Origin of the sequence: Desmospora profundinema, from assembly GCF_031454155.1 — a bacterium.
Classification (GTDB): domain Bacteria; phylum Bacillota; class Bacilli; order Thermoactinomycetales; family DSM-45169; genus Desmospora; species Desmospora profundinema.
In genome coordinates this window covers 74,951-97,408 of the sequence record NZ_JAVDQG010000008.1, presented here as the reverse complement: position 1 = coordinate 97,408, position 22,458 = coordinate 74,951, and the positions used below count along the sequence as shown (strand labels likewise).

Below are 22,458 nucleotides of genomic sequence, written 5' to 3'. Positions count from 1 at the left end.
CCATGGGAAACTATGACCCCGAACTGACTGTAGAAGACAAGAAAGTGGCGATTAGTCAAAAAAAAGCTCCCTTACGGGAGTTCTTTTCATCCGTTTTTGTTTTTTATGATGGTTGTACCTGCCGCTTCAATTCCAGCTGCAAAAGTGGAGCCAACACGTTGGCGAAGGAAGCGAGATACATTTTTTCATCATCGGTATAGGAGCGCTCTTCATCGCCTGTCACACTCAGAACACCCAGAACCGCGTCCCCGGATTTAACCGGAGCGCAGATGAGGGAATGGTAGGTGGACTGGGCCTTGGGATGAGCTTTGAAGCGGCTTCCAGGGGTATGAATTTCACCGGAAAAAAAGATCTCTCCCGTCTGGTAGGTGTAGCCCGCAGCGGAATCGGCGATGGAAAGCCGCAGTTTCCGCATGCCATTGGGACTGTGGGCCGCCGCTTCATGTACTTTCAACATACCGTCGCCGGCATCGACGAAAATACACACCTTTGGGTTGTTGCCTTTGTTTCCGGCAAAAACAGCAACGACGCAGGATAGGAGATAATTATAGATGCGGCGGCGCTGATCTTCAAACTCCGGTTCCTGTAGAATGAGCGACCGGGAGATCTCCGAAGCCAATGTATTCAAGGAAGTGATCACGTAGTTTTTCTGTTTTCCCTCTTCTTTCAACTGATGAATCTCTTTCTCCAGTTTTTGGAGTTTGCTGTTGGATTGCAGATTCAATCCTAAAAAGGAAACCGAATCCCCGTTTTTGGCCCGCCACAGGATAATGCCGGCCAGAAGCGCGCCAAAAACCAGCAAGGTATATGCAACCCAAGGCTTTGCAATGATTATTTTAACAATAAATTCCATGTCCACGGGAGTTCACCTTCACAATTGAGATGTTGGCGGTTGACCCCGCAGCCATGCTTCTTTCTCTCCTTTATGACCCTGTGGTTTTTTCTCTCGCTCATCAGGTGAGACGCTTACGTCATTCTCGTACCTTTACACTGAGGAGTCGGTCGGCTTTGGTTTTTTCGTCTTACGTTCCCCTGTACTTTTGCCTCGGTCACTTTCGTTCCCAACCTCGCCATGCGTGGCAAGGCATCCGCTTGATTTTCCAAGCCTCCACGAAAACACGGATCCAATCTGATAAGGACGCTCATATAAAAAGATGCCTCCACCGGATCTTATCCTTTTTTCACCATGCGTGCAATAAAAAATCCGTCGGATTCAAAATGGTGCGGCAGGATCTGAATACCGGCTCCCCGGTGAAGCGCTTGATCCCGGACCTTGGCAGAGAACCGTTCCAACAACGTCGGATCCGCCGTGAAATCGGGGTGGTTCCCCAGGAAGGCATCCACTTGCTCTTCGTTTTCCCGGGGCTCCATGGTACAGGTGCTGTACACCAAGATCCCACCGGGCTTTACCATCCGGGCGGCGGCATGCAACAACTCCCGCTGGAGCCGTGATAACTCTTCCACCGCTTCCGCCTCCCGAGCCCACTTGATCTCCGGTTTACGCCGGATTACTCCCCATCCGGAACAGGGAGCATCCAGCAGCACACAGTCAAAGGAGGCGTCCTCCCCCTCCTCCGGCAGGCTGCGCAAATCGGCTTCCCGTGCTTGGACGATAGACAGGCTCAGGCGGCGGACATTTTCCTCGATCAAGCCCACCTTATGGGGATGGACGTCACAGGCAAGAAGAAATCCTTCATCGCCCATCCGCTCCGCCATGTGGGTGGTTTTCCCCCCCGGGGCGGCACAGCCGTCCAGCACCCGCTGACCGGGTTGCGGATCCACCGCTTCTGCCACCAACATCGAACTTTCATCTTGGATGGTATACCACCCTCTAGCAAAACCGGGATGGAGCGCCGGATTTCCAGCACCTCGCACGGTGAATGCTTGGGCGACCACTTCCGACGGGACCACTTCAGCCCCCGGAAACGATTGTGTTAGCGCATTTGCCACCCGGGCCGGATCCGCTTGGAGCGGGTTGACCCGGAGCGATACGTGGGGACGGCGGTTGAGGGATGCCAAGATGTCGGCCGCTGTTCCCGGCCCGTAGCTGTCGATCAGTCGTTTTACCATCCACTCGGGAAAGGAGTGAACAAGAGCCAGTGATCGGACCGATCCGTCCGGCTTCAGGTTGAATTCCCGTTCCCGTCGCACATAGGATCGCAACACGCCGTTGATCAATCCTGAAATTCCCCGGTGCCCCCGGAGGTTGGCAATGCGTACCGTTTCATGGACAGCCGCGCGGGACGGGATCTTATCCAGGTAACGCAGCTGGTACAATCCCAGGCGCAGCAGCTGGTGCACCCACCGCTCCAGGGAGTCGGGTCCTTTTTTGACCAATCGGCCCAAGATCCAATCCAGCGTATATTGCCGCTGAATCGTGCCGTAGACCAGTTCTGTCACCAAGCCCCTGTCCCGGATATCCAAACCGCTTCGGTCCAAGTGTTCGTGCAGAGCCAGGTTGCTGAAAGCCCCCCGCTCCTCCACCGCTAATAAAATTTCCAGGGCCGTCTCCCGTGCCGTACGCTCTTGTGCCATTATCCATCCCCCAGACGTTGACCGATATCCAGATTGCGTCCGCGTACAAACGATTCCACAGACATCGGCTTTTTCCCTGCCGGTTGCAACTCCGTGATGACGAGCACCCCTTCCCCAGCGGCCACAATCACACCCGACGCATCAGCGCACAGGACCGTGCCGGGCTGTTCCCGATGGTTTCTCTCTTCCGCACGGGCACGCCAGATCTTGAGAGGCTTTCCTTCCCAGGTGGTAAAGGCGACGGGCCACGGGCGCAGACCCCTCACTTGATCAGCCAAACGGGGGGCGGGAAGGTTCCAATCGATCCGCTCATCCTGCCGCCGGATATTGGGGGCGAAGGTGACGGCATCGGGATCCTGCGGAACGGGAGTAATCTCTCCCCGTAACAACGGCGGCAGCGTCTGAAGCAGCAAATCGGCTCCAATCCGGGACAATTTATCATGAAGAGAGGCCACATCGTCATCCGCTTCAATGGGAATCGATTCTTGGGCTAACATGTCTCCTGCGTCCAGCGCTTCCACCATGTACATAATGGTAACCCCCGTCTCTTTCTCCCCCTGGATGAGCGCGTGGTGGATCGGAGCCCCTCCCCGGTAACGGGGCAGCAGAGAAGCATGTACATTGATGCAGCCATGGCGGGGAGTCTCCAGCAGCTTTCGAGGAAGAATTTGACCGTAAGCGGCGGTTACGATTAAGTCCGGTTCCCAAGCGAGCAGCTCGTCCAACGCTTCCGGGCTCCGCACCCGCTCCGGCTGAAACACGGGCAAATCCCACTCCTTCGCCGCCACTTTCACCGGCGGCGGAGTGAGAATCCGTTTGCGCCCCCGGGGCCGATCCGGTTGGGTGACCACACCGACGACACGGTAGCCTTTTGTCACCAACGCGCGCAGAGAAGGCACCGCGAAATCCGGGGTGCCCATGAATACGATTCGGGTCTGGTGTTCCATCAATCTTCCTCCTCTTCCCGCCGGGGTTCATACACACGGTCGGCCACATCCGTAAACAGCACACCGTTTAAGTGATCCACCTCATGCTGAAAGATTCGGGCCAAGTAGCCTTCCGCTTCCATCTCAATCGGTTCGCCGTTTCGGTCCTGCCCTTTGACGCGCAACCGTTCAGCCCGGCGTACATCCCCCTGCAGACCCGGAATGCTTAAACACCCCTCCGGTCCCAATTGTTCCCCTTCCAGATCTTCCAATACCGGGTTGACCACTTCGATCAGCCCTTCCCCGTCGTCCAACACGATTACCCGCTTTAAAATCCCCACCTGGGGAGCCGCCAAGCCCACACCGGGAGCGTCATACATGGTATCCGCCATATCATCCAGCAGCTTGTGCAAGCGAGCGTTAAATTTGGTTACCGGTTTGGCCTTCTCTTTCAAAATAGGATCCGGTACGAATACGATTTTTCGAATCGCCATGGCAATCTCTCCTTCATACATGGGGCAGTCCGGTGGTTTCCGCCTCGGGAACCAGTCCATCCCGGTCGATGGAAACCCTCAGATCTGGATCGTCTTTCCGTTCCCGCAACTGGCGGAGCGCCTCCAACCAACCGCGTGATTCATCCATATGTGCTTCTGTCTTAATCATGATCTGAATCCGATAGCGATCCTGAACACGCGGAACCGGTGCTGGTACCGGTCCCAACAGCTCCGCACCCGGAGGCAGAAGCGGCCGCAAGGTTTGTGCCGCCCGCACACCCGCCTGGGTGACCCGCGTGCGATCCGGATGGCTCAACAAGCAGGTGACCACATGGGAAAAAGGGGGATAGCGATGTGCCATTCTGAGCCGGCATTCCCTGCGGTAAAATTCTTCCCCCTCATGGGAAGCGGCTAGTTGAATACTCTCATGTTCCGGGGTGTACGTCTGAACCACTACCTTGCCCGGAATCTCATGGCGGCCGGCGCGGCCGGCCACTTGGGTCAGGAGCTGAAACGTCCGTTCCCCCGCCCGGTAATCCGGCAAGTGGAGCATGGTGTCGGCGGCGATCACCCCTACTAAACTGACCCGGGGAAAGTCCAGTCCCTTGGCGATCATCTGGGTACCCAGGAGTATATCGGCTTTCCCTTGGCCAAAAGCGGAGAGCAGCCGTTCATGGGCACCCTTTCGGCCGGTGGTGTCCACATCCATCCGGATCACCCGCAGCCCCGGCATCAACCGGGCCAATTCCTCCTCCACCCGCTGAGTTCCCGTTCCGAAATAACGAATGTGGGAGCTGCTGCAGGCCGGACACGTATCCGGCACCTGTTCGGCATAACCGCAATAATGGCAGCGCAACGTCTGATTGGTGCGATGGAAGGTGAGGGAGATATCGCAGTGGGGGCACTGAATCGCTTCCCCGCAGTCCCGGCATAACACAAAAGTGGAATAACCGCGCCGGTTAAGAAGCAGTACGGCTTGCTCCCCGCGATCCACACAAGCTTCCAAGGCTTGGCGCAGCGCACGGCTGAAGATGGAGCGGTTCCCGTCTTTCAGCTCCTCGCGCATGTCCACCACTTCCACCGGCGGCAACGGATTTCCCTGGACCCGCTGCTTCATCGTCACCCATTCAAATGTGCCTTTCCGCGCTTTAAAGTAACTTTCCACCGATGGAGTGGCAGACCCTATCACCAGAACCGCCCCATGCTCCTGTGCCCGCCGGATCGCTACATCCCGCGCATGGTACCGGGGTTGCTCTTCCTGTTTATAGGAGCTTTCGTGTTCCTCGTCAATAATGATTAATCCCAGGTTGGAAAAGGGGGCGAAAACCGCGGAACGGGCACCGACCACCACCTGTGCTTCCCCCTGCCGGATTTTACGCCATTCGTCATACCGCTCCCCGTCGGATAAACCGCTGTGCAACACCGCCACTCGCTCGCCAAATCGGCCTTTAAAACGACGTACCATCTGCGGTGTCAGCGAGATCTCCGGCACCAGTACGATTGTTTCCCGCCCATCCGTCAACGCACAGTCGATCGCCTGCAGGTAGACCTCCGTCTTGCCGCTTCCCGTCACCCCGTGAAGCAACACCGGCTTCCAACGACGCTCTTTTAGCGGAGAGGTAATAGCGGTATAGGCGCATCGCTGTTCATCGGTCAATGGCAGCGGATGGGTTCGTTCAAAGGAGCGGCCTTCAAAGGGATCCCGGTATTCCTCCCGTTCCTCCCGCTTCAGCAACCCCTTTTCCACGAGACGATCCAGGGAAGAGCGGCCGATCCCCAGTTGGGCCAGCAGCTCCGACTGTACCTGCTCCTTCGGTTGTTCGATAAAATGCCGGATCAGCTGACGCTGCCGTTCCGCCCGGGAAGGGATGGACTCCAGTGCCTGCTTTAATGCTTCTGCGGATACGACGGGGACAATCCAGATCCGCGTCTTGCGGGTGGACCGATCCCCCACCCGGTCCTCTCCGCGAAGAATCCCCTCCTTCACCCACTGGCGTACGAGAGAAGGGGTAATCCCCGGCAGCGCCATAAGCGCTTCCTGTGGCCACTCTTTTTTTTGCTTCAGCCGTTCCAACAGGCTTTGTTCCGCCTCCGGCAACAACGGCACCGCACCGGGGTCAGCCAGTTGGAACACCCGCTTGTGCTTTCCCTTCAGGACTGCGGGAAGCATCGCCTGAAGGGCCGTGACCACCGGACACAGATAAGTGGCCGCCACCCACCGGGCGAGACGAACCAACTCCGGCGTGAGCGGCGGTTCCAGATCCATCACGTCCAAAATGGGCTTCAGGCGGGAAGTGGAAGCAGTGGTAGGAAAGGCGACCACATAACCCATCAATTTTCGGGGGCCAAAAGGAACCCGTACCCGGCTCCCCACCTGGACAAGCGGGTGCAGCTCCTCCGGGACTTCATAGTCGAACGGGCGGTCGACACCTTGCGCCGCCACTTCCACATAGACGGACGCGATTCGCTTGATCGGGTCAGTCCCGTCCATGGAGACGCTCCCCGATTAACGCCACCAAGCGGCGGGCCACTTCCGTTTTCGCCATTTGCGGCAACCGCAATACTTCTCCGTCGGCATCCCACACCGTGACGATGTTGGTATCCCCGTCAAACCCTGCTCCCGGCTTCGATACATCGTTGGCTACCACCAGGTCCATGTTTTTTTTGCTTAATTTGGCCCTGGCGTGTTCCTCCACCTGATCGGTTTCGGCGGCAAATCCCACCAGAAAACGGGAGCCTTTGTTGCGACCCACTTCCCAGGCGATATCCGGGGTGCGTTCCATTTCCACCGTAAACGTTTCGCTGTTTTTCTTGATCTTGGATTCTGATACACGGACCGGCCGATAATCCGCCACCGCTGCCGCCTTGATAATGATATCCGTTCGCTCCATCTCCTGCATCACCATTTGATACATCTCCTGGGCGGTCCATACTTCCACCCGGCGGACACTCGGCGGACACACAAGCGAGGTCGGCCCACTCACCAACAGGGTGTCCGCTCCGGCACGGGCAAACGCTTCTGCGATGGCATATCCCATTTTTCCCGAGGATCGGTTGGACAGGTAACGAACCGGGTCCAAAGACTCGCGGGTCGGTCCTGCGGTCACCAATACCCGTCTTCCTGCCAGGAGAGGGGTTGGTGCCAGCATCTCCTCCACCGCTTCCAGGATCTGCTCCGGCTCTTCCATCCGGCCGCGTCCCACATAGCCGCATGCCAATTGACCGGAACCCGGTTCGATAAAACGGCAGCCCAATCGGGCCAGTTTGGCCATGTTTTCCTGAACGATCGGATTTTCATACATATGAACATTCATCGCCGGTGCGATTAAGATGGGCGCTTGTGTAGCCAACAGTGTCGTGCTGAGCATGTCATCTCCGATACCGTTGGCCAGCTTGCCCAGCAAATTGGCCGTTGCCGGTGCCAAGACGAACAGATCCGCATGATCGGCCAGGTCGATATGAGAGACAACAGCGGGATCCTTTTCGTCAAAGGTATCCACGGCTACGGCATTGCGGGATAAGGTCTGGAACGTGAGCGGGGTGACAAATTGAGTGGCGGAACGGGTCATGATCACCCGTACATCCGCTCCGCGCTGGGCCAACTGGCTTACCAGTCCCGCCACTTTGAAGACAGCGATCCCGCCGCTCACACCGACCACGATGCGTTTCCCCTTCATGTACGCCCCTCCCTTTCGCTAAAATCGAAACCTCTTTCGGCAGCGTGGGAACCCCACATTTATTTCTGATGATAAACACAGTAGTATGATCGGATTTGGGTAAAAAATAACAACCTGGGTCCGATTGTCCAGGCTGTTGACGAACCGGCCCGCTTTTGTCGGCGGTTTTCCGGCGCTTCTGTTGTAAAATGTCGGTTCCGTCAGGCTGTCACTTCTTCTCGCCTTCCACCGGCGGCGGCACCAGTTCACCAGCCACGATTTCCTCGAGAGCCACTCCTACGTTTTTGTGGGATTTGGACTCCAGGCTCGAAGTGGACCCGTCCAGCAATTGACGGGCGCGTTTGGCCGCAACGATCACCAATGTGTATTTGCTGTCCGCTCTGGACATCAGATCATCAATGGATGGATACAGCATTACAATCCCTCCAACCAATCAGGTTGATCATGAAACAGTCTTTCCCTCTTCAAATGCTCTGCCATGAGAATAGAGCGGATTCGGTCATAGGCGTCCTCGACCCGGTCATTAACCACGACGTAATCATAGTGATGAACCTGTGCCAGTTCTTCACCGGCAGCTTCCAGCCGCTCCCGGAGTACCTCATCCGTTTCCGTTCCACGTCCCTGCAACCGGCTGTGAAGCTCCTCCATGGAAGGAGGGAGCAGGAAGATAAACACGCCTTGTGGAAAGCGCTCTTTCACTTGTCTTGCTCCCTGGACTTCAATCTCCAGCAGAACATCTTTTCCTTCATTTAATCGGTCTTCCACAAACCCCCGCGGAGTACCATAATAGTTGTCCACAAACCGGGCCCATTCCAGGAGTTCCCCCTGCTGGATCATCCGTTCAAACTCTTCTTTTGTCTTAAAGAAGTAGTTGACGCCATCCACCTCCCCCTTGCGGGGAGGACGGGTAGTGGCTGAGACGGAATAGACCAGCTCAGGCAGACGCTTGCGCAGAGAAGCGCAGACGGTTCCTTTCCCGGCACCGGACGGACCGGAAAGCACGATCAGCAATCCTCTGGTCTTCAACTCTTTCCCCATATAGCTCCCTTTCTGTTTAATCCACCATCTCTTCCGAAGAATCTTTGCTTGCCAAACGCTGTGCGACGGTCTCCGGCTGGACGGCAGACAGGATCACATGGTCACTGTCGGTAATGATGACCGCTCGGGTCCGGCGTCCGTAAGTGGCGTCGATCAACACGCCCCGGTCCCGGGCTTCCGTGATGATCCGTTTAATCGGTGCCGAATCCGGGCTGACGATGGAGATGATTCGGTTGGCGGATACAATGTTGCCGAAACCGATATTGATCAGTTTGATACTCAACTTGGAGTACCTCCTCGCTCCACATGTCTATAATCGTTACCGCATTCATCTCATTATAACCTGTTTACTCGATGTTTTGCACTTGTTCTCTCATTTTTTCCAGTTCGCTCTTACATTCAACCACCCGGCTGCCGATGGATGCATCGTTGGCTTTTGCTCCGATGGTGTTTACTTCTCGGTTCATCTCCTGGATCAGGAAGTCCAACCGGCGCCCCACCGCTTCATTCCGTTGCAAAGCCTCCCGAAATTGGACCACATGGCTTCTCAAACGTGTCAGCTCTTCGGCGATGTCCGCCTTATCCGCAAAGAGGGCGGCTTCCGCCAGGATCCGGTCTTCATCCAGGGAAGCGGTATCGAGGAAATCCCTTAATCGTTCCCCCAGCCGTTTGCGGTATTGATTCACCACCTGCGGAGCGCGCACTCCGATCTCTTCGGCCAATCGTTCCAGAGTCTGTAATCGCGTGAGAAGATCTCTTGCCAGGGATTCCCCTTCCTTGCGGCGCATCCCCACCAGGGACCGAGCTGCCGTTTCCACCGTTTCCAACAACGGCTCGCGGTACGCCTCAGGTTGGATGTTCGCCTCCTCCAACTGCAATAGGTCGGGATGTTGCAACAGTTGAGACAAGGTGATGTCCCCCGACAGCCCGTAGCGTTCTTTCAGAGACCGTGCCACTTGAACCAGGCCGTCCGCCAATTCCCAATCCACATCTATCTCTCGCCGGGAAGCGGGCGTTCCTTCGATGGACAGGGTCAAGTTCACCTTCCCCCGCCTCAGATGACGGCGGAGGACTGACTTTACCTCTTCTTCCATCACACCCCACCCCGCAGGCATGCGGATGGTCATCTCCAAGAAGCGGTGGTTCACCGAACGGATCTCCACATGAAGCCGCGCCCCTGACACTTCGCAATCGCCTTGTCCATAGCCTGTCATACTTTGAATGGTTGTCTGGGTCATCATGTTCCCATTTTAAACTACTTCCTATGGCAGTTAAACCGGCAGCGTCCGATTTCATGGAGATCACTGTTTGACAAACGCCAACTCCACCCCATCACTGTAATATTTCCGTGTTTTGCCCAAGCTTCTTGTTCTACTCCGCAATCATATTTATTCTTATCAGACGACAATGTGACTTGCTCCACACGGCTAAAGCCGTGGGCTTCTCGGATCATGGGGTGCGGCAACCCGCTGCCCTCTCCCGAAGGCTCCGCCCGAGCCTAAAAAAGTTGGAGTTCTAGCTGACCTTATTTTCCGGTACGAAACCAATGGCTCGATGAAGAATGTTTTGCGCCGCGTTGAGATCCCGATCCTCTGTGTAGCCACAGCGACATGAGTGAACGCGGACACTTAGGTCTTTCTTCACCATCCGACCACATTGCGAACAATCCTGGGACGTGTTACGAGGATCGACCAACTTCACTTCCTTACGGCCCATTCTGCCTTGTAAGTGGTGAAGTCGATCAACTGCCGCCAAGCGGCATCCGTAATCTTTTTTGCTAGGGGACGATTCTTCACCATCCCTTTGACATTCAGCTTTTCGAAGACAATCAGATCATATCGATCCACCAGAGAACGGCTGATCTGATGAGCAAGGTCTTTTCGTTGATTCGCCACCCTCTCATGAGCTTTCGCCAACAACGCCACCGCTTTGCGCCGACGGTTTGAACCTTTCTTTCGACGGGATACCATTCGTTGCAATCGCTTGATCTTTCTTAACCCTTTCTCCAAAAAGTGCATCGCTGGAAAGGACTCGTTGTCTGAAGTGACCGCAAAGTGTTTCACTCCCAGGTCAATTCCTACCCGTTTCCCACTGGGTTTTGGGGGAAAGGCTCCATCTCACAGGTCACCATTGCATAGTACCGACCATTCTTTCTTTTAATGGTGAGGGTCTTTGGTATTCCTTCCATTTGGCGATGTATCTTGATACGGATATCGCCAATCTTAGGGACACGGAGAAATTTGCCTTGGAACATAGACGGCTTTGCTTGCGGGTAAATCAAGGAATCAAACCGGTTTTTTCCCTGAAAACGAGGAAACCCTGGCTTTTCTCCTCGTTTGACGCGACGGAAAAAATGTTGAAAAGCCAAATCCAACCGTTTCACCACTTGCTGAAGAACCTGGGAGTAAATCTGTTTAAATGCGGGAAGTTCCTTTTTCAATGAAGGAAGTTCCGTCGCTTGCTGATGATAGTTCAAGGAAAAACCTCGTCTCTTGTAGGCAAAACGACGTTGTTCCAGCATGCTGTTGTATAACCATCGGCACATGTCCAGGCTCCACTTGATCGTTTGTATTTGCTCGATGGTCGGGACTAACTTGAATTTGTAAGTTCGGATCACTGGATTCACCTCCTCTCATGAATATTTTACCATAGGAAAGGGATCGTGTGTTCGGGTTCAGGACAAAAACTGTCGGACTTAGCGTATGGGGGAAACCCTCCCTCGTCCGACGACCGAAGGAAGTGCCCGTGGTGCGCTCGCTTTCATCCCAACCCTAAAGGGCCTATAATCTTCATAAAAATGAATAAAAAGCTCCCGAATCATGCTACAATCATGGTGAACCTTAACCAACCAAAGAATCCTTCAAAATGGCAGGAGGAGTAAATATTGACTGAAACCATTCATGTCGACCGTGCCACCACATTCACAGACCAACATCACGACATGATCCGGCTCGTAGCCAAGGAGCTGGTTCGAAAAGGTTTCCAGGTGCAAGCCGACCACGTCGATTGGCCAGATGGTCCGCCCATGGCGGCAGTGGACGGTTACAAACCGGATATCCTCGCTTTTCGAGAATCACGGGTGGTGTTCGTACAAGTGGAAACCTGCTCCACCTATCGAAAATCAAAGGTGGGGCATCCCTTGTCCGTATTCAGCCAGAAGGGGGCCGCTTGGGTGGTGATTCCAACGGCTTGCGGAAAAAAGAGCAATCCGGTGCTATACATGCGGGATGCCTTGCGGGACTGGGCCTTGACAAACGTTAAAATCGGAACCTGCGACCTTCTATCCGGCAAGGTAGAACTGCCCAAGGAGTAACAAAAGAAGCACCCGTCCCGGGTGCTTCCTTTTTGTGTTTTTATCCGGTTTTTTCAGCCAGCGGAGGATGAGTCTGTTTCTGCTCCTGCTCCAACATGGCTTGTTCCATCCGCTTTCGCTCGTCATCCCAGTCCAGACTCTCCGCCATCTGTTCCAGGACTTGAGGAGCGTCGGCTTCACTGCGGGGACGGTCGAAAAAGAGGGAGCCCGTTCGTCGCACCAGAAAATCGACCGCACGGATCGCCATCTCTTCTTCCATCGCGAAATCCACCTGAGCGGCGGTCAGCCGGTCCGGACGTTCCTCCGCCCGTTCCCAAACCCCTTCGATCTGCAAGCCGTACAGATGAATCAGCGCTTCCGCCCGACTCCGCTCTACTCCCGCTTGCTCCATCCGATCCGTCCACTCTTCCCGGAAGCGGCTGAAGCCATCGGACCCCAGGTTTCCGCCTCCGATCAAGGCTACCTGGTCCGTACGACAGATCCCGGATTCCCGTACACCGGCATCGGCCAGCCGCTTTGCCACCAGATCCACCACCCGTTCCGCCATCTTGCGGAAGCCGGTCAGTTTGCCTCCGGCGATGGTGATCAATCCGGAAGAAGACTGGAAAATCTCATCCTTGCGGGACAATTCCGAGGGGCTTTTCCCTTCCTCATGGATGAGAGGCCTCAGTCCTGCCCAACCGGATTCCACATCCTTCGGTTTCAAGTCCACAGTGGGGAAGACATGGTTGACTCCCTTCAACAGATAGTCCCTGTCTTCCTCTGTCATGACCGGCTTATCGATGGACCCTATATAATCGGTGTCCGTGGTCCCCACATAGGTGGTTCGTCCCCGCGGAATCGCAAACACCATCCGGCCATCCGGGACGTCAAAGTAAATGGGCTGGCGCAAAGGAAAACGCTCATGAGGCACCACCAGATGAACTCCTTTTGTCAGGTGCAAATGTTTTCCTTCCAGAGACTGATCCTTTTTCCTCAATTCATCCACCCAGGGACCGGCGGCATTAACCACTTCCCGTGCCCGGATGCGGTACGTTCCCCCACCCGCTTGGTCCCGCACTTCAGCACCGATCACCCGTCCGTTATCATAAAGGAAGGAAATGACCTCCGTATAGTTGACCGCTTTGGCTCCATGTGAAGCGGCGGTTTTCATTACTTCCAGGGTGAGCCGGGCATCGTCGGTGCGGTATTCCACATAGAGTCCGGACCCTTTTAACCCTCGGTCCGTCAATAAAGGCTCCCGTTTCAGGGTTTCTTCCCTGGACATCATACGCCGCCGCTCTTCCTTCTTCACCCCCGCCAACCGATCATAGACCAACAGGCCGACAGAGGAAGCCCATTTGCCGTAGGTGCCGCCCTGATAGATGGGCAGCATCATCGGGGCAGGAATGACGATATGGGGCGCACGCTCGTACAGCAAAGCCCGTTCCCGCCCGACTTCCCTGACCAAATTGAACTCCATCTGTTTCAGATAGCGCAGCCCCCCATGAATTAACTTGGTGGAACGACTGCTGGTACCGCCTCCAAAATCCTGTTTTTCCACTAAACCGACGGTAAGACCACGGGTGGCGGCGTCCAAAGCGATCCCGGCACCGGTAATGCCTCCCCCAACCACCAACACATCTAGGGTCTCCTCCTCCATCTCGGACAACCAGCGTTTCCGGTTGGATGCTGAAAACTGCATACTGCTCTCACACTCCCTTGTATCGTTTTTCTTTAAAAGTCCTGATTCCACAATGCTTGGTTACTGACAGAGACTGCGTCCGCACCCGCTTCCAATGCCCGTCTCACATCATCCGGCTGATGCAGCAATCCGCCGGCCACGATGGGGATCTGAATATCCCGTCGCAGGGTCTGATACACCCAAGCCGGCACAACACCCGGCATCACTTCCACCGCATCCGCCTTGGACTGTTTTAATAGATGGCGACCGGTCTCCACCGACATGCTGTCAGGGATAAACAGGCGCTGCACCGCTGTCAGCCCTTCCTCCCGCGCGTTTTTAAGCAGATGGGTCCGTGTCGACACCACCCCGTCCGGCTCCAATTCCCGTTTGATGTAAGCCAGGGCGGCCCGGTCGTTACCAAATCCCTTAGCAAGATCGAGGTGAAGAAAGACGCGCTTCCCCTTGGCCCGTACCCGTTGTACCAGGCCGGGCAGCGTATTGATATCTCCGCACAACAGGAAGCAATGAGTTACCAGGCTCTCATCCAAACGATCGATCCCGTCTTCCCCACGTATGGCAGCGATGACCGGATGTTCAACCCCAAACCGTTTACTCCTTTTCACATCCATTCCCCCCAAAAAAATACAAGAGAGTCCCTCACCGTATTAGCTTGCCCGGGTGAGGGACTCTCTTTTCGTCTCAGTCCCATCTATTTATTATATCTGTTTATGGTCTACCCGGGAATCCCCGACGCCAAACTTCATATTTTCACATCGGTACGGGACATGGTGCGCCGGACGGCATCCTGCCACCCATCGTACAACCGAATCCGCTCAACCTCTTCCATCTGAGGATTGTACTCCGCATCCACGGTCCAATTCTCCCGGATCGCGTCCTTGTCTTTCCAGTAACCGACAGCCAACCCGGCCAAATAAGCGGCACCCAGGGCGGTGGTTTCATTGACCACCGGACGCTTGACGGTCACATTGAGAATATCGGACTGGAACTGCATCAAGAAGTTGTTCAGAGCGGCTCCCCCATCTACGTTCAACTGTTGCAATTGAATGCCGGCATCCTGCTCCATCGCCGTCAGCACATCCTTCGTCTGATAAGCGAGGGATTCTAAAGCCGCACGGGCAAAATGGTCCCGCCCGGTGCCCCGGGTCAGTCCGTAGATGGCTCCGCGGGCTTCCATATCCCAATAAGGTGCCCCTAATCCGACAAATGCCGGTACCATGTAGACCCCTTCATTGGAAGTGAGGCGATTAGCACTGGCCTCGGAATCAGGTGCTTTCTCCAGAATTTTAAGCCCGTCACGCAACCACTGGATGGCGGCCCCTGCTACAAAGATGCTACCTTCCAGGGCATATTCCACCTTGCCGTCCAATCCCCACGCGATGGTGGTAAGTAACCCGTGATTGGAATGAACCGCCTTGTCGCCGGTGTTCATCAGCATGAAACAACCGGTACCGTACGTGTTCTTGGCCATGCCCGACTCAAAGCACGCCTGTCCGAACAGGGCCGCCTGTTGATCCCCGGCGATCCCGGCAATCGGGATACGGACGTCCCCTAACAGTTCCCCGGCAGTGTGTCCGTAAACCTGGCTGGAAGGAGCCACCTCGGGCAGCATCGCACGAGGAATATCCAGGGCGTCCAGCAGTTCGGTATCCCAATCCAATTCGTGGATATTGTACATCAGGGTACGGGAAGCGTTGGTGTAGTCGGTGACGTGAACCTGACCGTCGGTCATCTTCCAGATCAGCCAAGTATCAATCGTACCGAAGAGGAGTTCTCCGCGCTCCGCCTTTTCCCGGGCTCCTTCTACTTCGTCCAGAATCCATTTCACCTTGGTGCCGGAAAAATAAGCGTCAATCACCAGACCTGTCTTATACCGGAACATCGATTCCAGACCTTTTTCCTTCAACCCATTGCAGATGGACGTGGTCTGGCGGCTCTGCCAAACGATAGCGTTGTAAATCGGCTTACCGGTGTTTTTATCCCACACGACCGTAGTTTCCCGCTGGTTGGTGATCCCGATGCTGGCAACGGCATTCCGTGAAATGCGGTTATTTGCCAAAACCTCTTCCACCACTTGACGAGTAGTCGCCCAGATTTCTTCCGCATCGTGTTCCACCCATCCCGGCTGCGGATAATGCTGGGTGAACTCCGTCTGAGCCACTCCTTTCACACTGCCGTTTTGGTCGAACAGAATCGCTCGCGTACTCGTCGTCCCCTGGTCGATCGCCAACACATATTTCTGTTTCGGTTCCAAATCGGTTCCTCCTTTTTATAATCAAAAGTACATTCATTCCCGCAGGGCATCCGGTCTCCCTCGTTGTTTTGACATCGCTTACATAGCGAGGCTTGGGAGGATGCGAACAAGGCGAGGCTCGTACTCCGCAACATGTTGATGCTTAATCCTCCATCCACCACTTTCTGGAGACCGGTCTATCCCGTTGGGTTCACAGCCTGCTTTCATTATCTACCCTATCATGCACCAACAGATGAAGAAACGGACGGTTTCTGCATGCGCTTTCATGAAAGGTAACAAACTTGTCGCTTACCCTTGAGCTTTTCCTGTCGGCACTTCTTCCTCTTTATGAAGGTAACGGCGCACGAGTTGATCATAGACCAGAGCCCCGAACAAACCGCCCAGAACCGGTGCGATCAACGGCACCCAGAAGTACCCTGCGGGAGCAGGCAACGCAATGGACTCCCATCCCGCCGCCCAAGCGAACAACTTCGGACCGAAATCACGGGCAGGATTCAGCGCAAACCCGGTTAGATTCCCCCACGATCCCCCGATCATGGCCACCGTTAATCCGATAATGAGAGGACCCATGTTTTTCAAAGGAACAAACAACGGGTTACGATCATCCACCACAGCCAGAATGACGATTAACAACAGCGCCGTAATGGCAAATTCGACGAAAAACGCATCCATGTTGGTCAAAAAAGGAGCCGGATAGGTGGAGAAGATCCCCGCAGTCGCTACGCTTTCAGCGGAGCCCCGCGTGATGTTTTCAGCGCTTTCGAACTGAGCGAAGGCTTTGTTGTACAGTGCGTAAGTAACAGCAGCACCAGTGAAAGCACCTGCCACTTGGGCCATGATGTACGGCCCTACCTTACGCCAGGGAAAACCTCGGAAAACAGCCAGTGTAATGGTGACGGCCGGATTAATGTGAGTTCCGCTCACCGCCCCGGTCACATAAATCGCCATCGTCACAGCCAGTCCCCAGACCAGAGAGAGTTCCCACTGACCCAGATTGACACCATTTAAAACCAAACCCGCCACCGTGCCACACCCGACAAAAATCAGAATAAAGGTGCCCAAATACTCGGACAAACATTCCCCCCACAATCGGTTACGCAATTCTTTCACTCTCCTCTCATTTTTCAAACTAATTGTGAAAAAGAAGACGGAGACATAAAGAGATCGCACTTACATAGACGTCCCAACCCGGAATGTCTAAGCAGCACGACCTCTCCATGTCTCCGGTCGCTCGTGAAATTGTTAGACCCATCAGGGGTGTGGGTCTGTTTGAGACAACTTTACAACATTTTAACGTGAAATGCAATCCCGAAAACGCTTACAAAAACAACCAGCCGGTTAATCCTCTGCTTGGGGTTGAAACAAAGTCTGCAAAACCAGGGTGGCGGAACCGGTCGCTCCCGCCTTTTTTCCGAGATCGGATACAACGATGGTGACATCTTCGGCAGGAGCGGACAATGCCCGTTCCCGAACGGTATTTTCCAACGGTTCCAGAACCAACGATCCAGCATCGAACACGCCGCCGTTGAGAATAATCCGTCTCGGATTGAGCAGATTGACTAAGTTTGCCAGACCGATGCCCAGCCAGCGCCCGGTCTCTGCCAATATCTCCTTGGAAAAGGGGTCCCCTTCCCGTGCCGCCTCAGTCAGAACCGGTCCTGTCACTTTCTCCCACCGTCCTTCAAACCGCTCATGCAGCAGCGATTGCGCCCCTGCTCGCAGCCGTTCCCGGGCACGACGTTCCATGGCGGGACCCGAGGCAAATGCCTCCAGACATCCCGTATTTCCGCAGCCGCAGTGGGGACCCGAGGAGTCGATGATGATGTGGCCCAATTCGCCCGCTGTATACGAGGGACCGCGGACTAAGGAACGGGCCGAAAAAATCCCCGCACCCACCCCGCTGCCGACATGGACACAGATGAAATCATCCAATCCCTTTCCCTGTCCAAACCAGCTTTCAGCCAAAACCATGGCCCGAACATTGTTCTCCACCCATATCGGCACCCGGAAGTGCTCCTCCAAGAATGTCCGCAACGGGAGATTCCGTAAAGACAGATTGGGAGCAAACAGAGAAATCCCCCGATCCGAATCCACCAACCCATGCATTCCCACCCCGATCCCCAATAGGGGCGTCTCCCGCTGCTTGATTCCACCCTCTAACTGCTGGATCACTTCCTGCACCGTTTCCAGGAACGATTCTGCTGTAGGCTGCGGGGAAAGCGACATTTCCGCCTCATCTACCGTCTTCCCGTTCAAGTCGCACACCACCCCCAGTACCCGGTGGGCACTCACATAGACGCCAATCACTTGAAACGCCGATGGATTAATCGTCAAGAGAATCGGCTTGCGCCCCCCGGTGGATTCCCCCAGTTCGCTCTCTAACACCACACCGGATTCCAACAGCTCACCTACAATATTGGTTACGGTGGGAGGGGTTAGTGTGGTCATTTTGGCGATTTCCGCCCGTGATATCGGGCCATGGAGGCGGATCACGTTTAAAATGGTCGATTTATTGATGGATTTCATCCATCGAAAGCTTCCCGTCTGCATGGATTCAGCCATCGTTCTAATCACCTCCTCATTTGGCAACGTCCATCCCGGCACTTCGTTGCCCGTTTTCTTACGAAATCGATCCGATTTTTCTCCCAGCAAGGAGGGGTCCAGACAAAAGCCTGGTAATGGACTGTTTCGCTCGAGGGTTAGTCAAGAAATCACAACGATTGTTCCCTTGAAAACGAGGGAATCCCGCTTTCGAAATCTCTTTTTTGGATTGGTAAGTTGGTTACCTGTTTGTTGTTACTTCATGAGATTCTTCTTTTCCTGTAGGCGAGATGGCGTTGTTCCAACATGGAGTTGTCAATCCGATATCAAAAATTACATTTAATCTTTTGCATTTGCTCAGGTGTGTGAATGAACTTGAATTGAAAGGGTTAGATTACTTGATTCACCTCCTTTAACAAAAGTTTATCTTAGAATTGTCGGACTTGCGAGAAGGTTAAACCCTCTCTCGTCCGATTTTCGCTTTCCTCTCAACCCAAAAGACCGGGTTTTTCTCGTTCACATCTGATAAAGAGTCCCATTCTCCCTGGTCCCGGATATCCGTCTGGATTGGAATCCCCCTTACACCGCTTGCGATGACCGGTATGCCAGCCGATCAAACCGACACCCCTGTCTCACGATGTTATGAGACCATTCCTTCAACTAGGTTTTGTTAAAGCTGTTTGTGCAAAAAAAACAAATCCAAATCCAAACATCCTGTGATATGTTATTTTTAGGAGATTTTTTATCACACCATCGTTGGGAGTGGTGATCCTTTGCAATCGGTTATCGATCGTTGGATCCAATGTTCCGAATTGGATGAAGAAATGAAACGACAATTACTCACCTATTCCGATGCCGAACGGGAAGACGCTTTTTATCGCCATCTCACTTTTGGTACCGCTGGCATGCGCGGCCTGATTGGGCCAGGAATCAACCGGATCAACCGAATCACCGTACGTCGGGTGACAGAGGGACTGGCTCGGGTTTTGTCCAAACAACCGGGTGCGATGGAACGGGGGGTTGCCATCGCCTTCGATTCCCGCCGCTTTTCACGTGAGTTCGCCCAGGAGGCGGCTGTACATCTGGCCCATTGGGGAATCCGAGTCCATCTGTTCCCCTCTCTGCGCCCCACCCCCGTCCTTTCCTTCGCCGTCCGCCACCTGCACGCCGCCGCCGGAATCATGATCACCGCCAGCCACAACCCAGCGGAATACAACGGATACAAGGTATATGGAGAAGATGGGGCCCAAATGCCCCCGGACAAGGTGGAATCCATCCTGCGGGAACTGGATCAGGTGGAGGATGAATTGGCCATTCAGACCGGATCATGGGAGGAAGGAGTGGCTTCCGGACGGATCCGGTACGTGGACCCATCTGTCGACCACGCTTACATCGACCAGGTCCTCTCCCTTTCCCTTCGGGGACCTCATCCCACTCATGCATCCCTGCGGGTGGTGTTCACCCCTCTGCATGGAACGGGTAAAAACCCGGTAGAACAGGTGTTGCGTGATCTGGGTTTCTCCCGTCTGGAGACGGTGGCCCGGCAGGCCGATCCCGACCCCGCCTTCTCTACCGTCTCCTCTCCCAATCCGGAGGATCCGCAAGCCTTTGCCCTCGCATTGGAGCAGGCGAAAATTTCCGGTGCCGATTTAATCATCGGAACCGATCCTGATGCGGATCGCCTCGGTTTGTGGGCCCGCGGATCCGACGGTCGTTTCCACGCCTTTAACGGTAACCAGATCGGGGCACTGTTACTGGATTACGTGCTGCAACAGCGCCGAGAACAAGGGAATCTGCCGACAGACGGAGTGGTGTTCAAATCGATTGTCACCTCGGAGTCAGGCCGTGCGATCGCCCAACAATATGGGGTGAAGACCGTCGACACCTTGACGGGGTTTAAGTATATTGCCGAAGGAATCGAGGAACAAGAATCCAGCGGGAAGGGTACCTTCCTTTTTGGATATGAGGAAAGCTATGGATACCTTCTCGGCAGTTTCGTCCGGGACAAGGATGCCGTCCAGGCGGCGATGATGTGCTGTGAAATGACAGCCCACCACCTGGAACACGGTCGTACCCTGGATCAAGCCCTTGCAGAGCTGGATCGACAATATGGCGCCTATCGGGAAACCCTGTTTTCCTTCACTTTTCAGGGAAAAGCAGGAACCAACCGTATGCAAGCCCTGATGGATCGGTTTCGCCACACGCCACCGCTGACTGTGGGAGGACTTGCCGTTGAGCGGATCCGCGATTTCACCAACGGCTTGGACGGCTTTCCTCCCGCGAAATTGATCCGTTTTGAATTGGAAGGAAACTCCTGGGTGGCGATTCGCCCCTCCGGTACCGAACCAAAGATCAAATTTTACTTTGGCGTGCGTTCCATTACCAAAGAAGAGGCTGAAGTACAACTGGATGCGATGCGTCAATCCATCCGGGATATCGTGGAAGCTGACTAATCAGGAATGTTCCCAGGAGGCAAGCACCATCATGGCAAAAAACAACGAGTCGATCCGCTTTTTTTCCAACGACACTGACGGGGATACCATCGTGGAAACTTTGGAACATCTGAGCCGGGAAGGATACACGGTGCTTGATGTATCGGAAGTGTCCACCGGCTTGTTCATCCATGCGTATGATGACCCGGAGATTTCAAAACCGGCCCAGGCGGATCGATTACGCTTTTTTCCATCACGGCTTGGAACAAGAGTTGTCGGATTGGATCTGGAAAGAAACCCACGATCATGTCTTCATCAGCGAATGGAACGGCGGATACATCGTCCAACTTGTTCAAGAAAGGGAAACTGACGCTGACGAAGACGATTGGCAGGAAGCTCCCTGGGTTATCCAGCACGCGGTCCCCATCCAATTGTTCCTTCTCCTGACCACCTTGTTGTTTGCCGGATTGTGGATTACGAGCCTATCCCGTTAAGAAAGAATTCATAACAAAACCGCTGACATGACCATGTCGTCAGCGGTTTTTTGCATTGGGGCAAGACGAGCCGTTCACTTCGATTCCGTTTTTTCAGCTGAGGCAGCGGTTTCCTCCTTCGCTTCCGGCGGCTCTCCAAACAGTTCACAACCAGGGAAAGTAAAAGAAAACCCGTACCAACGGCAGTACAATTGCATCGGCTTTTCCTCCGACCCGTCAAAAACAGCCTGCGGGTAACCGTCCAAACTGAGGGAGACGGTGACGGGACGGCCGTCCACCCGATCCTTTAATTCGCCCCCCGCTTCCTGGATGGTGCCAATGGTGTAAAAACGCTTCGTTTTCTTGGTATGAACACCGAGCCCGCTTACCATTTCGGGAAGACGCGTATCTTTTTTTCCCATGGAAAGGCGAAATTTCGGCGGGAAAATCCCCCGATCTCCAAACAAGTTCATCACCGGCTCCAAAATCCACCTGCGATGCCAGGGTTGTATGGAATAAGAAATCTTTAGGTCTGGCCAGCGCTTGAGAGCTTGTTCCACCGTGATGTGCTCCACCGGAATCAGTTCCATCACTTCCCCTTTATTCGGTCCATGGAGACATTCTCCGGAAATGTGATCCCAGTACGAACCCGTCTCATCATCCCGTAGTAAAGCCATCCCATTATAGACCCCGACGCAGGTAAAGTGGTACAGTTTTCCGTCATCCAAAACAGGCACCATCGTAGTTGCACTGTGGCAGATGGCACAAAAGGACAAAATAAAGGGCTGACCCGCCAGCTCTCCCTGTGCCACATGATGATAGGTCATCTGATAGAGAGAGAATGCCAACCGCTTGCCCGCCCGCTCCACAACCAGCACTTTATCTGCGGGTCTCATCCTTCTGCGGCGAACCAGATCCTTTAGCGGGTTCGCCTGATCCACGTCAAAACGTTCAAAAACCGTATCCCCCCATGTAATCCGTCCCACATCAAATTCTTCTGGTTGCAGCACAATGGATTCTCCTTTCTATCATGAAAAATCGCTCGGTATATTCCATCTTATTCCATCACGAACGGATGACGGATTCATTTC

General features: G+C 54.5%; 20 protein-coding genes and 1 pseudogene. 3 read left to right on the top strand and 18 right to left on the bottom strand.

All coding sequences use genetic code 11. From position 1 onward, the window contains the following. Nucleotides 1-103 precede the first annotated feature (103 nt). From JOE21_RS15590 to JOE21_RS15540, 12 genes and pseudogenes are all read right to left on the bottom strand, one after another. Nucleotides 104-802, bottom strand: a complete 699-nt coding sequence (locus JOE21_RS15590; protein ID WP_309868181.1) for a GAF domain-containing protein — start codon at nt 800-802, stop codon at nt 104-106. A gap of 368 nt (nt 803-1,170) precedes the next feature. Further along, nucleotides 1,171-2,535, bottom strand: a complete 1,365-nt coding sequence (gene rsmB / locus JOE21_RS15585; RefSeq protein WP_309868180.1) for a 16S rRNA (cytosine(967)-C(5))-methyltransferase RsmB — start codon at nt 2,533-2,535, stop codon at nt 1,171-1,173. Beyond that, a complete protein-coding gene (fmt, locus tag JOE21_RS15580; RefSeq protein WP_309868178.1) occupies nt 2,535-3,482 on the bottom strand; it encodes a methionyl-tRNA formyltransferase in 948 nt (315 codons plus the stop codon). Before fmt ends, rsmB begins: the two co-directional genes overlap by 1 nt. Further along, a complete protein-coding gene (def, locus tag JOE21_RS15575) occupies nt 3,482-3,955 on the bottom strand; it encodes a peptide deformylase (protein ID WP_309868177.1) in 474 nt (157 codons plus the stop codon). Before def ends, fmt begins: the two co-directional genes overlap by 1 nt. 13 nt (nt 3,956-3,968) lie before the next feature. Then, nucleotides 3,969-6,446, bottom strand: coding sequence for a primosomal protein N' (gene priA / locus JOE21_RS15570; RefSeq protein WP_309868175.1), 2,478 nt, complete (start codon nt 6,444-6,446; stop codon nt 3,969-3,971). Continuing rightward, on the bottom strand, nt 6,433-7,632 hold the full coding sequence (gene coaBC, locus JOE21_RS15565; RefSeq protein ID WP_309868171.1) for a bifunctional phosphopantothenoylcysteine decarboxylase/phosphopantothenate--cysteine ligase CoaBC: 1,200 nt from the start codon (nt 7,630-7,632) through the stop codon (nt 6,433-6,435). The genes priA and coaBC overlap by 14 nt, the downstream gene beginning before the upstream one ends. Nucleotides 7,633-7,840: 208 nt before the next feature. After that, nucleotides 7,841-8,047 carry a DNA-directed RNA polymerase subunit omega gene (rpoZ, locus tag JOE21_RS15560; protein ID WP_309868169.1) on the bottom strand — a complete coding sequence of 69 codons (207 nt, stop codon included), beginning with the start codon at nt 8,045-8,047 and terminating at the stop codon, nt 7,841-7,843. Then, nucleotides 8,047-8,670 carry a guanylate kinase gene (gene gmk, locus JOE21_RS15555; RefSeq protein ID WP_309868168.1) on the bottom strand — a complete coding sequence of 208 codons (624 nt, stop codon included), beginning with the start codon at nt 8,668-8,670 and terminating at the stop codon, nt 8,047-8,049. The genes rpoZ and gmk overlap by 1 nt, the downstream gene beginning before the upstream one ends. Nucleotides 8,671-8,686: 16 nt before the next feature. Next, a complete protein-coding gene (remA, locus tag JOE21_RS15550) occupies nt 8,687-8,953 on the bottom strand; it encodes an extracellular matrix/biofilm regulator RemA (protein WP_309868167.1) in 267 nt (88 codons plus the stop codon). Between the two features lie 64 nt (nt 8,954-9,017). Then, nucleotides 9,018-9,908 carry a YicC/YloC family endoribonuclease gene (locus JOE21_RS15545; RefSeq protein WP_309868166.1) on the bottom strand — a complete coding sequence of 297 codons (891 nt, stop codon included), beginning with the start codon at nt 9,906-9,908 and terminating at the stop codon, nt 9,018-9,020. Between the two features lie 277 nt (nt 9,909-10,185). After that, nucleotides 10,186-10,386, bottom strand: a complete 201-nt coding sequence (locus JOE21_RS17850) for a zinc ribbon domain-containing protein (RefSeq protein ID WP_510183847.1) — start codon at nt 10,384-10,386, stop codon at nt 10,186-10,188. Next, nucleotides 10,368-11,272 (bottom strand): annotated as a pseudogene (locus JOE21_RS15540) (RNA-guided endonuclease InsQ/TnpB family protein); the annotation flags it as partial. The pseudogene JOE21_RS15540 and the gene JOE21_RS17850, both read right to left, overlap by 19 nt. A 282-nt stretch (nt 11,273-11,554) precedes the next feature. Here JOE21_RS15540 and JOE21_RS15535 point away from each other — a divergent pair. Continuing rightward, on the top strand, nt 11,555-11,983 hold the full coding sequence (locus tag JOE21_RS15535) for a hypothetical protein (protein WP_309868164.1): 429 nt from the start codon (nt 11,555-11,557) through the stop codon (nt 11,981-11,983). 40 nt (nt 11,984-12,023) lie between these two features. Here JOE21_RS15535 and JOE21_RS15530 read toward each other — a convergent pair whose 3' ends face one another. From JOE21_RS15530 to JOE21_RS15510, 5 genes are all read right to left on the bottom strand, one after another. Then, complete coding sequence (locus JOE21_RS15530) at nt 12,024-13,667, bottom strand: glycerol-3-phosphate dehydrogenase/oxidase (protein ID WP_309868163.1); 1,644 nt, start codon at nt 13,665-13,667, stop codon at nt 12,024-12,026. Between the two features lie 32 nt (nt 13,668-13,699). Next, the gene (locus JOE21_RS15525) at nt 13,700-14,272 is read right to left on the bottom strand and encodes a glycerol-3-phosphate responsive antiterminator (protein ID WP_309868162.1); all 573 of its coding nucleotides are present in this window, start codon (nt 14,270-14,272) and stop codon (nt 13,700-13,702) included. Between the two features lie 137 nt (nt 14,273-14,409). Beyond that, entirely contained in the window at nt 14,410-15,921 is a 1,512-nt protein-coding gene (glpK, locus tag JOE21_RS15520; protein WP_309868160.1) for a glycerol kinase GlpK, read from the bottom strand. A gap of 288 nt (nt 15,922-16,209) precedes the next feature. Next, the gene (locus JOE21_RS15515) at nt 16,210-17,022 is read right to left on the bottom strand and encodes an MIP/aquaporin family protein (protein ID WP_309868158.1); all 813 of its coding nucleotides are present in this window, start codon (nt 17,020-17,022) and stop codon (nt 16,210-16,212) included. A 237-nt stretch (nt 17,023-17,259) separates the two neighbouring features. Further along, nucleotides 17,260-18,483 carry an ROK family transcriptional regulator gene (locus tag JOE21_RS15510; protein WP_309868156.1) on the bottom strand — a complete coding sequence of 408 codons (1,224 nt, stop codon included), beginning with the start codon at nt 18,481-18,483 and terminating at the stop codon, nt 17,260-17,262. A gap of 752 nt (nt 18,484-19,235) precedes the next feature. Here JOE21_RS15510 and JOE21_RS15505 point away from each other — a divergent pair. Both JOE21_RS15505 and JOE21_RS15500 read left to right on the top strand, forming a co-directional pair. Next, nucleotides 19,236-20,915 carry a phospho-sugar mutase gene (locus JOE21_RS15505; protein WP_309868154.1) on the top strand — a complete coding sequence of 560 codons (1,680 nt, stop codon included), beginning with the start codon at nt 19,236-19,238 and terminating at the stop codon, nt 20,913-20,915. Nucleotides 20,916-21,049: 134 nt separating this feature from the next. Beyond that, entirely contained in the window at nt 21,050-21,388 is a 339-nt protein-coding gene (locus JOE21_RS15500) for a hypothetical protein (protein WP_309868153.1), read from the top strand. 74 nt (nt 21,389-21,462) lie between these two features. Here JOE21_RS15500 and JOE21_RS15495 read toward each other — a convergent pair whose 3' ends face one another. Further along, nucleotides 21,463-22,377 carry a DUF3179 domain-containing (seleno)protein gene (locus JOE21_RS15495; RefSeq protein ID WP_309868152.1) on the bottom strand — a complete coding sequence of 305 codons (915 nt, stop codon included), beginning with the start codon at nt 22,375-22,377 and terminating at the stop codon, nt 21,463-21,465. Nucleotides 22,378-22,458 lie beyond the last annotated feature (81 nt).

Bases quoted from the DNA above. Each gene is read 5' to 3' on its own strand.
- JOE21_RS15530 (WP_309868163.1), bottom strand. From the start codon at position 13,667: ATGCAGTTTTCAGCATCCAACCGGAAACGCTGGTTGTCCGAGATGGAG.
- JOE21_RS15545 (WP_309868166.1), bottom strand. From the start codon at position 9,908: ATGACCCAGACAACCATTCAAAGTATGACAGGCTATGGACAAGGCGAT.
- JOE21_RS15510 (WP_309868156.1), bottom strand. From the start codon at position 18,483: ATGGCTGAATCCATGCAGACGGGAAGCTTTCGATGGATGAAATCCATC.
- rsmB (WP_309868180.1), bottom strand. From the start codon at position 2,535: ATGGCACAAGAGCGTACGGCACGGGAGACGGCCCTGGAAATTTTATTA.
- coaBC (WP_309868171.1), bottom strand. From the start codon at position 7,632: ATGAAGGGGAAACGCATCGTGGTCGGTGTGAGCGGCGGGATCGCTGTC.
- rpoZ (WP_309868169.1), bottom strand. From the start codon at position 8,047: ATGCTGTATCCATCCATTGATGATCTGATGTCCAGAGCGGACAGCAAA.
- priA (WP_309868175.1), bottom strand. From the start codon at position 6,446: ATGGACGGGACTGACCCGATCAAGCGAATCGCGTCCGTCTATGTGGAA.
- fmt (WP_309868178.1), bottom strand. From the start codon at position 3,482: ATGGAACACCAGACCCGAATCGTATTCATGGGCACCCCGGATTTCGCG.
- gmk (WP_309868168.1), bottom strand. From the start codon at position 8,670: ATGGGGAAAGAGTTGAAGACCAGAGGATTGCTGATCGTGCTTTCCGGT.
- def (WP_309868177.1), bottom strand. From the start codon at position 3,955: ATGGCGATTCGAAAAATCGTATTCGTACCGGATCCTATTTTGAAAGAG.
- JOE21_RS17850 (WP_510183847.1), bottom strand. From the start codon at position 10,386: ATGGGCCGTAAGGAAGTGAAGTTGGTCGATCCTCGTAACACGTCCCAG.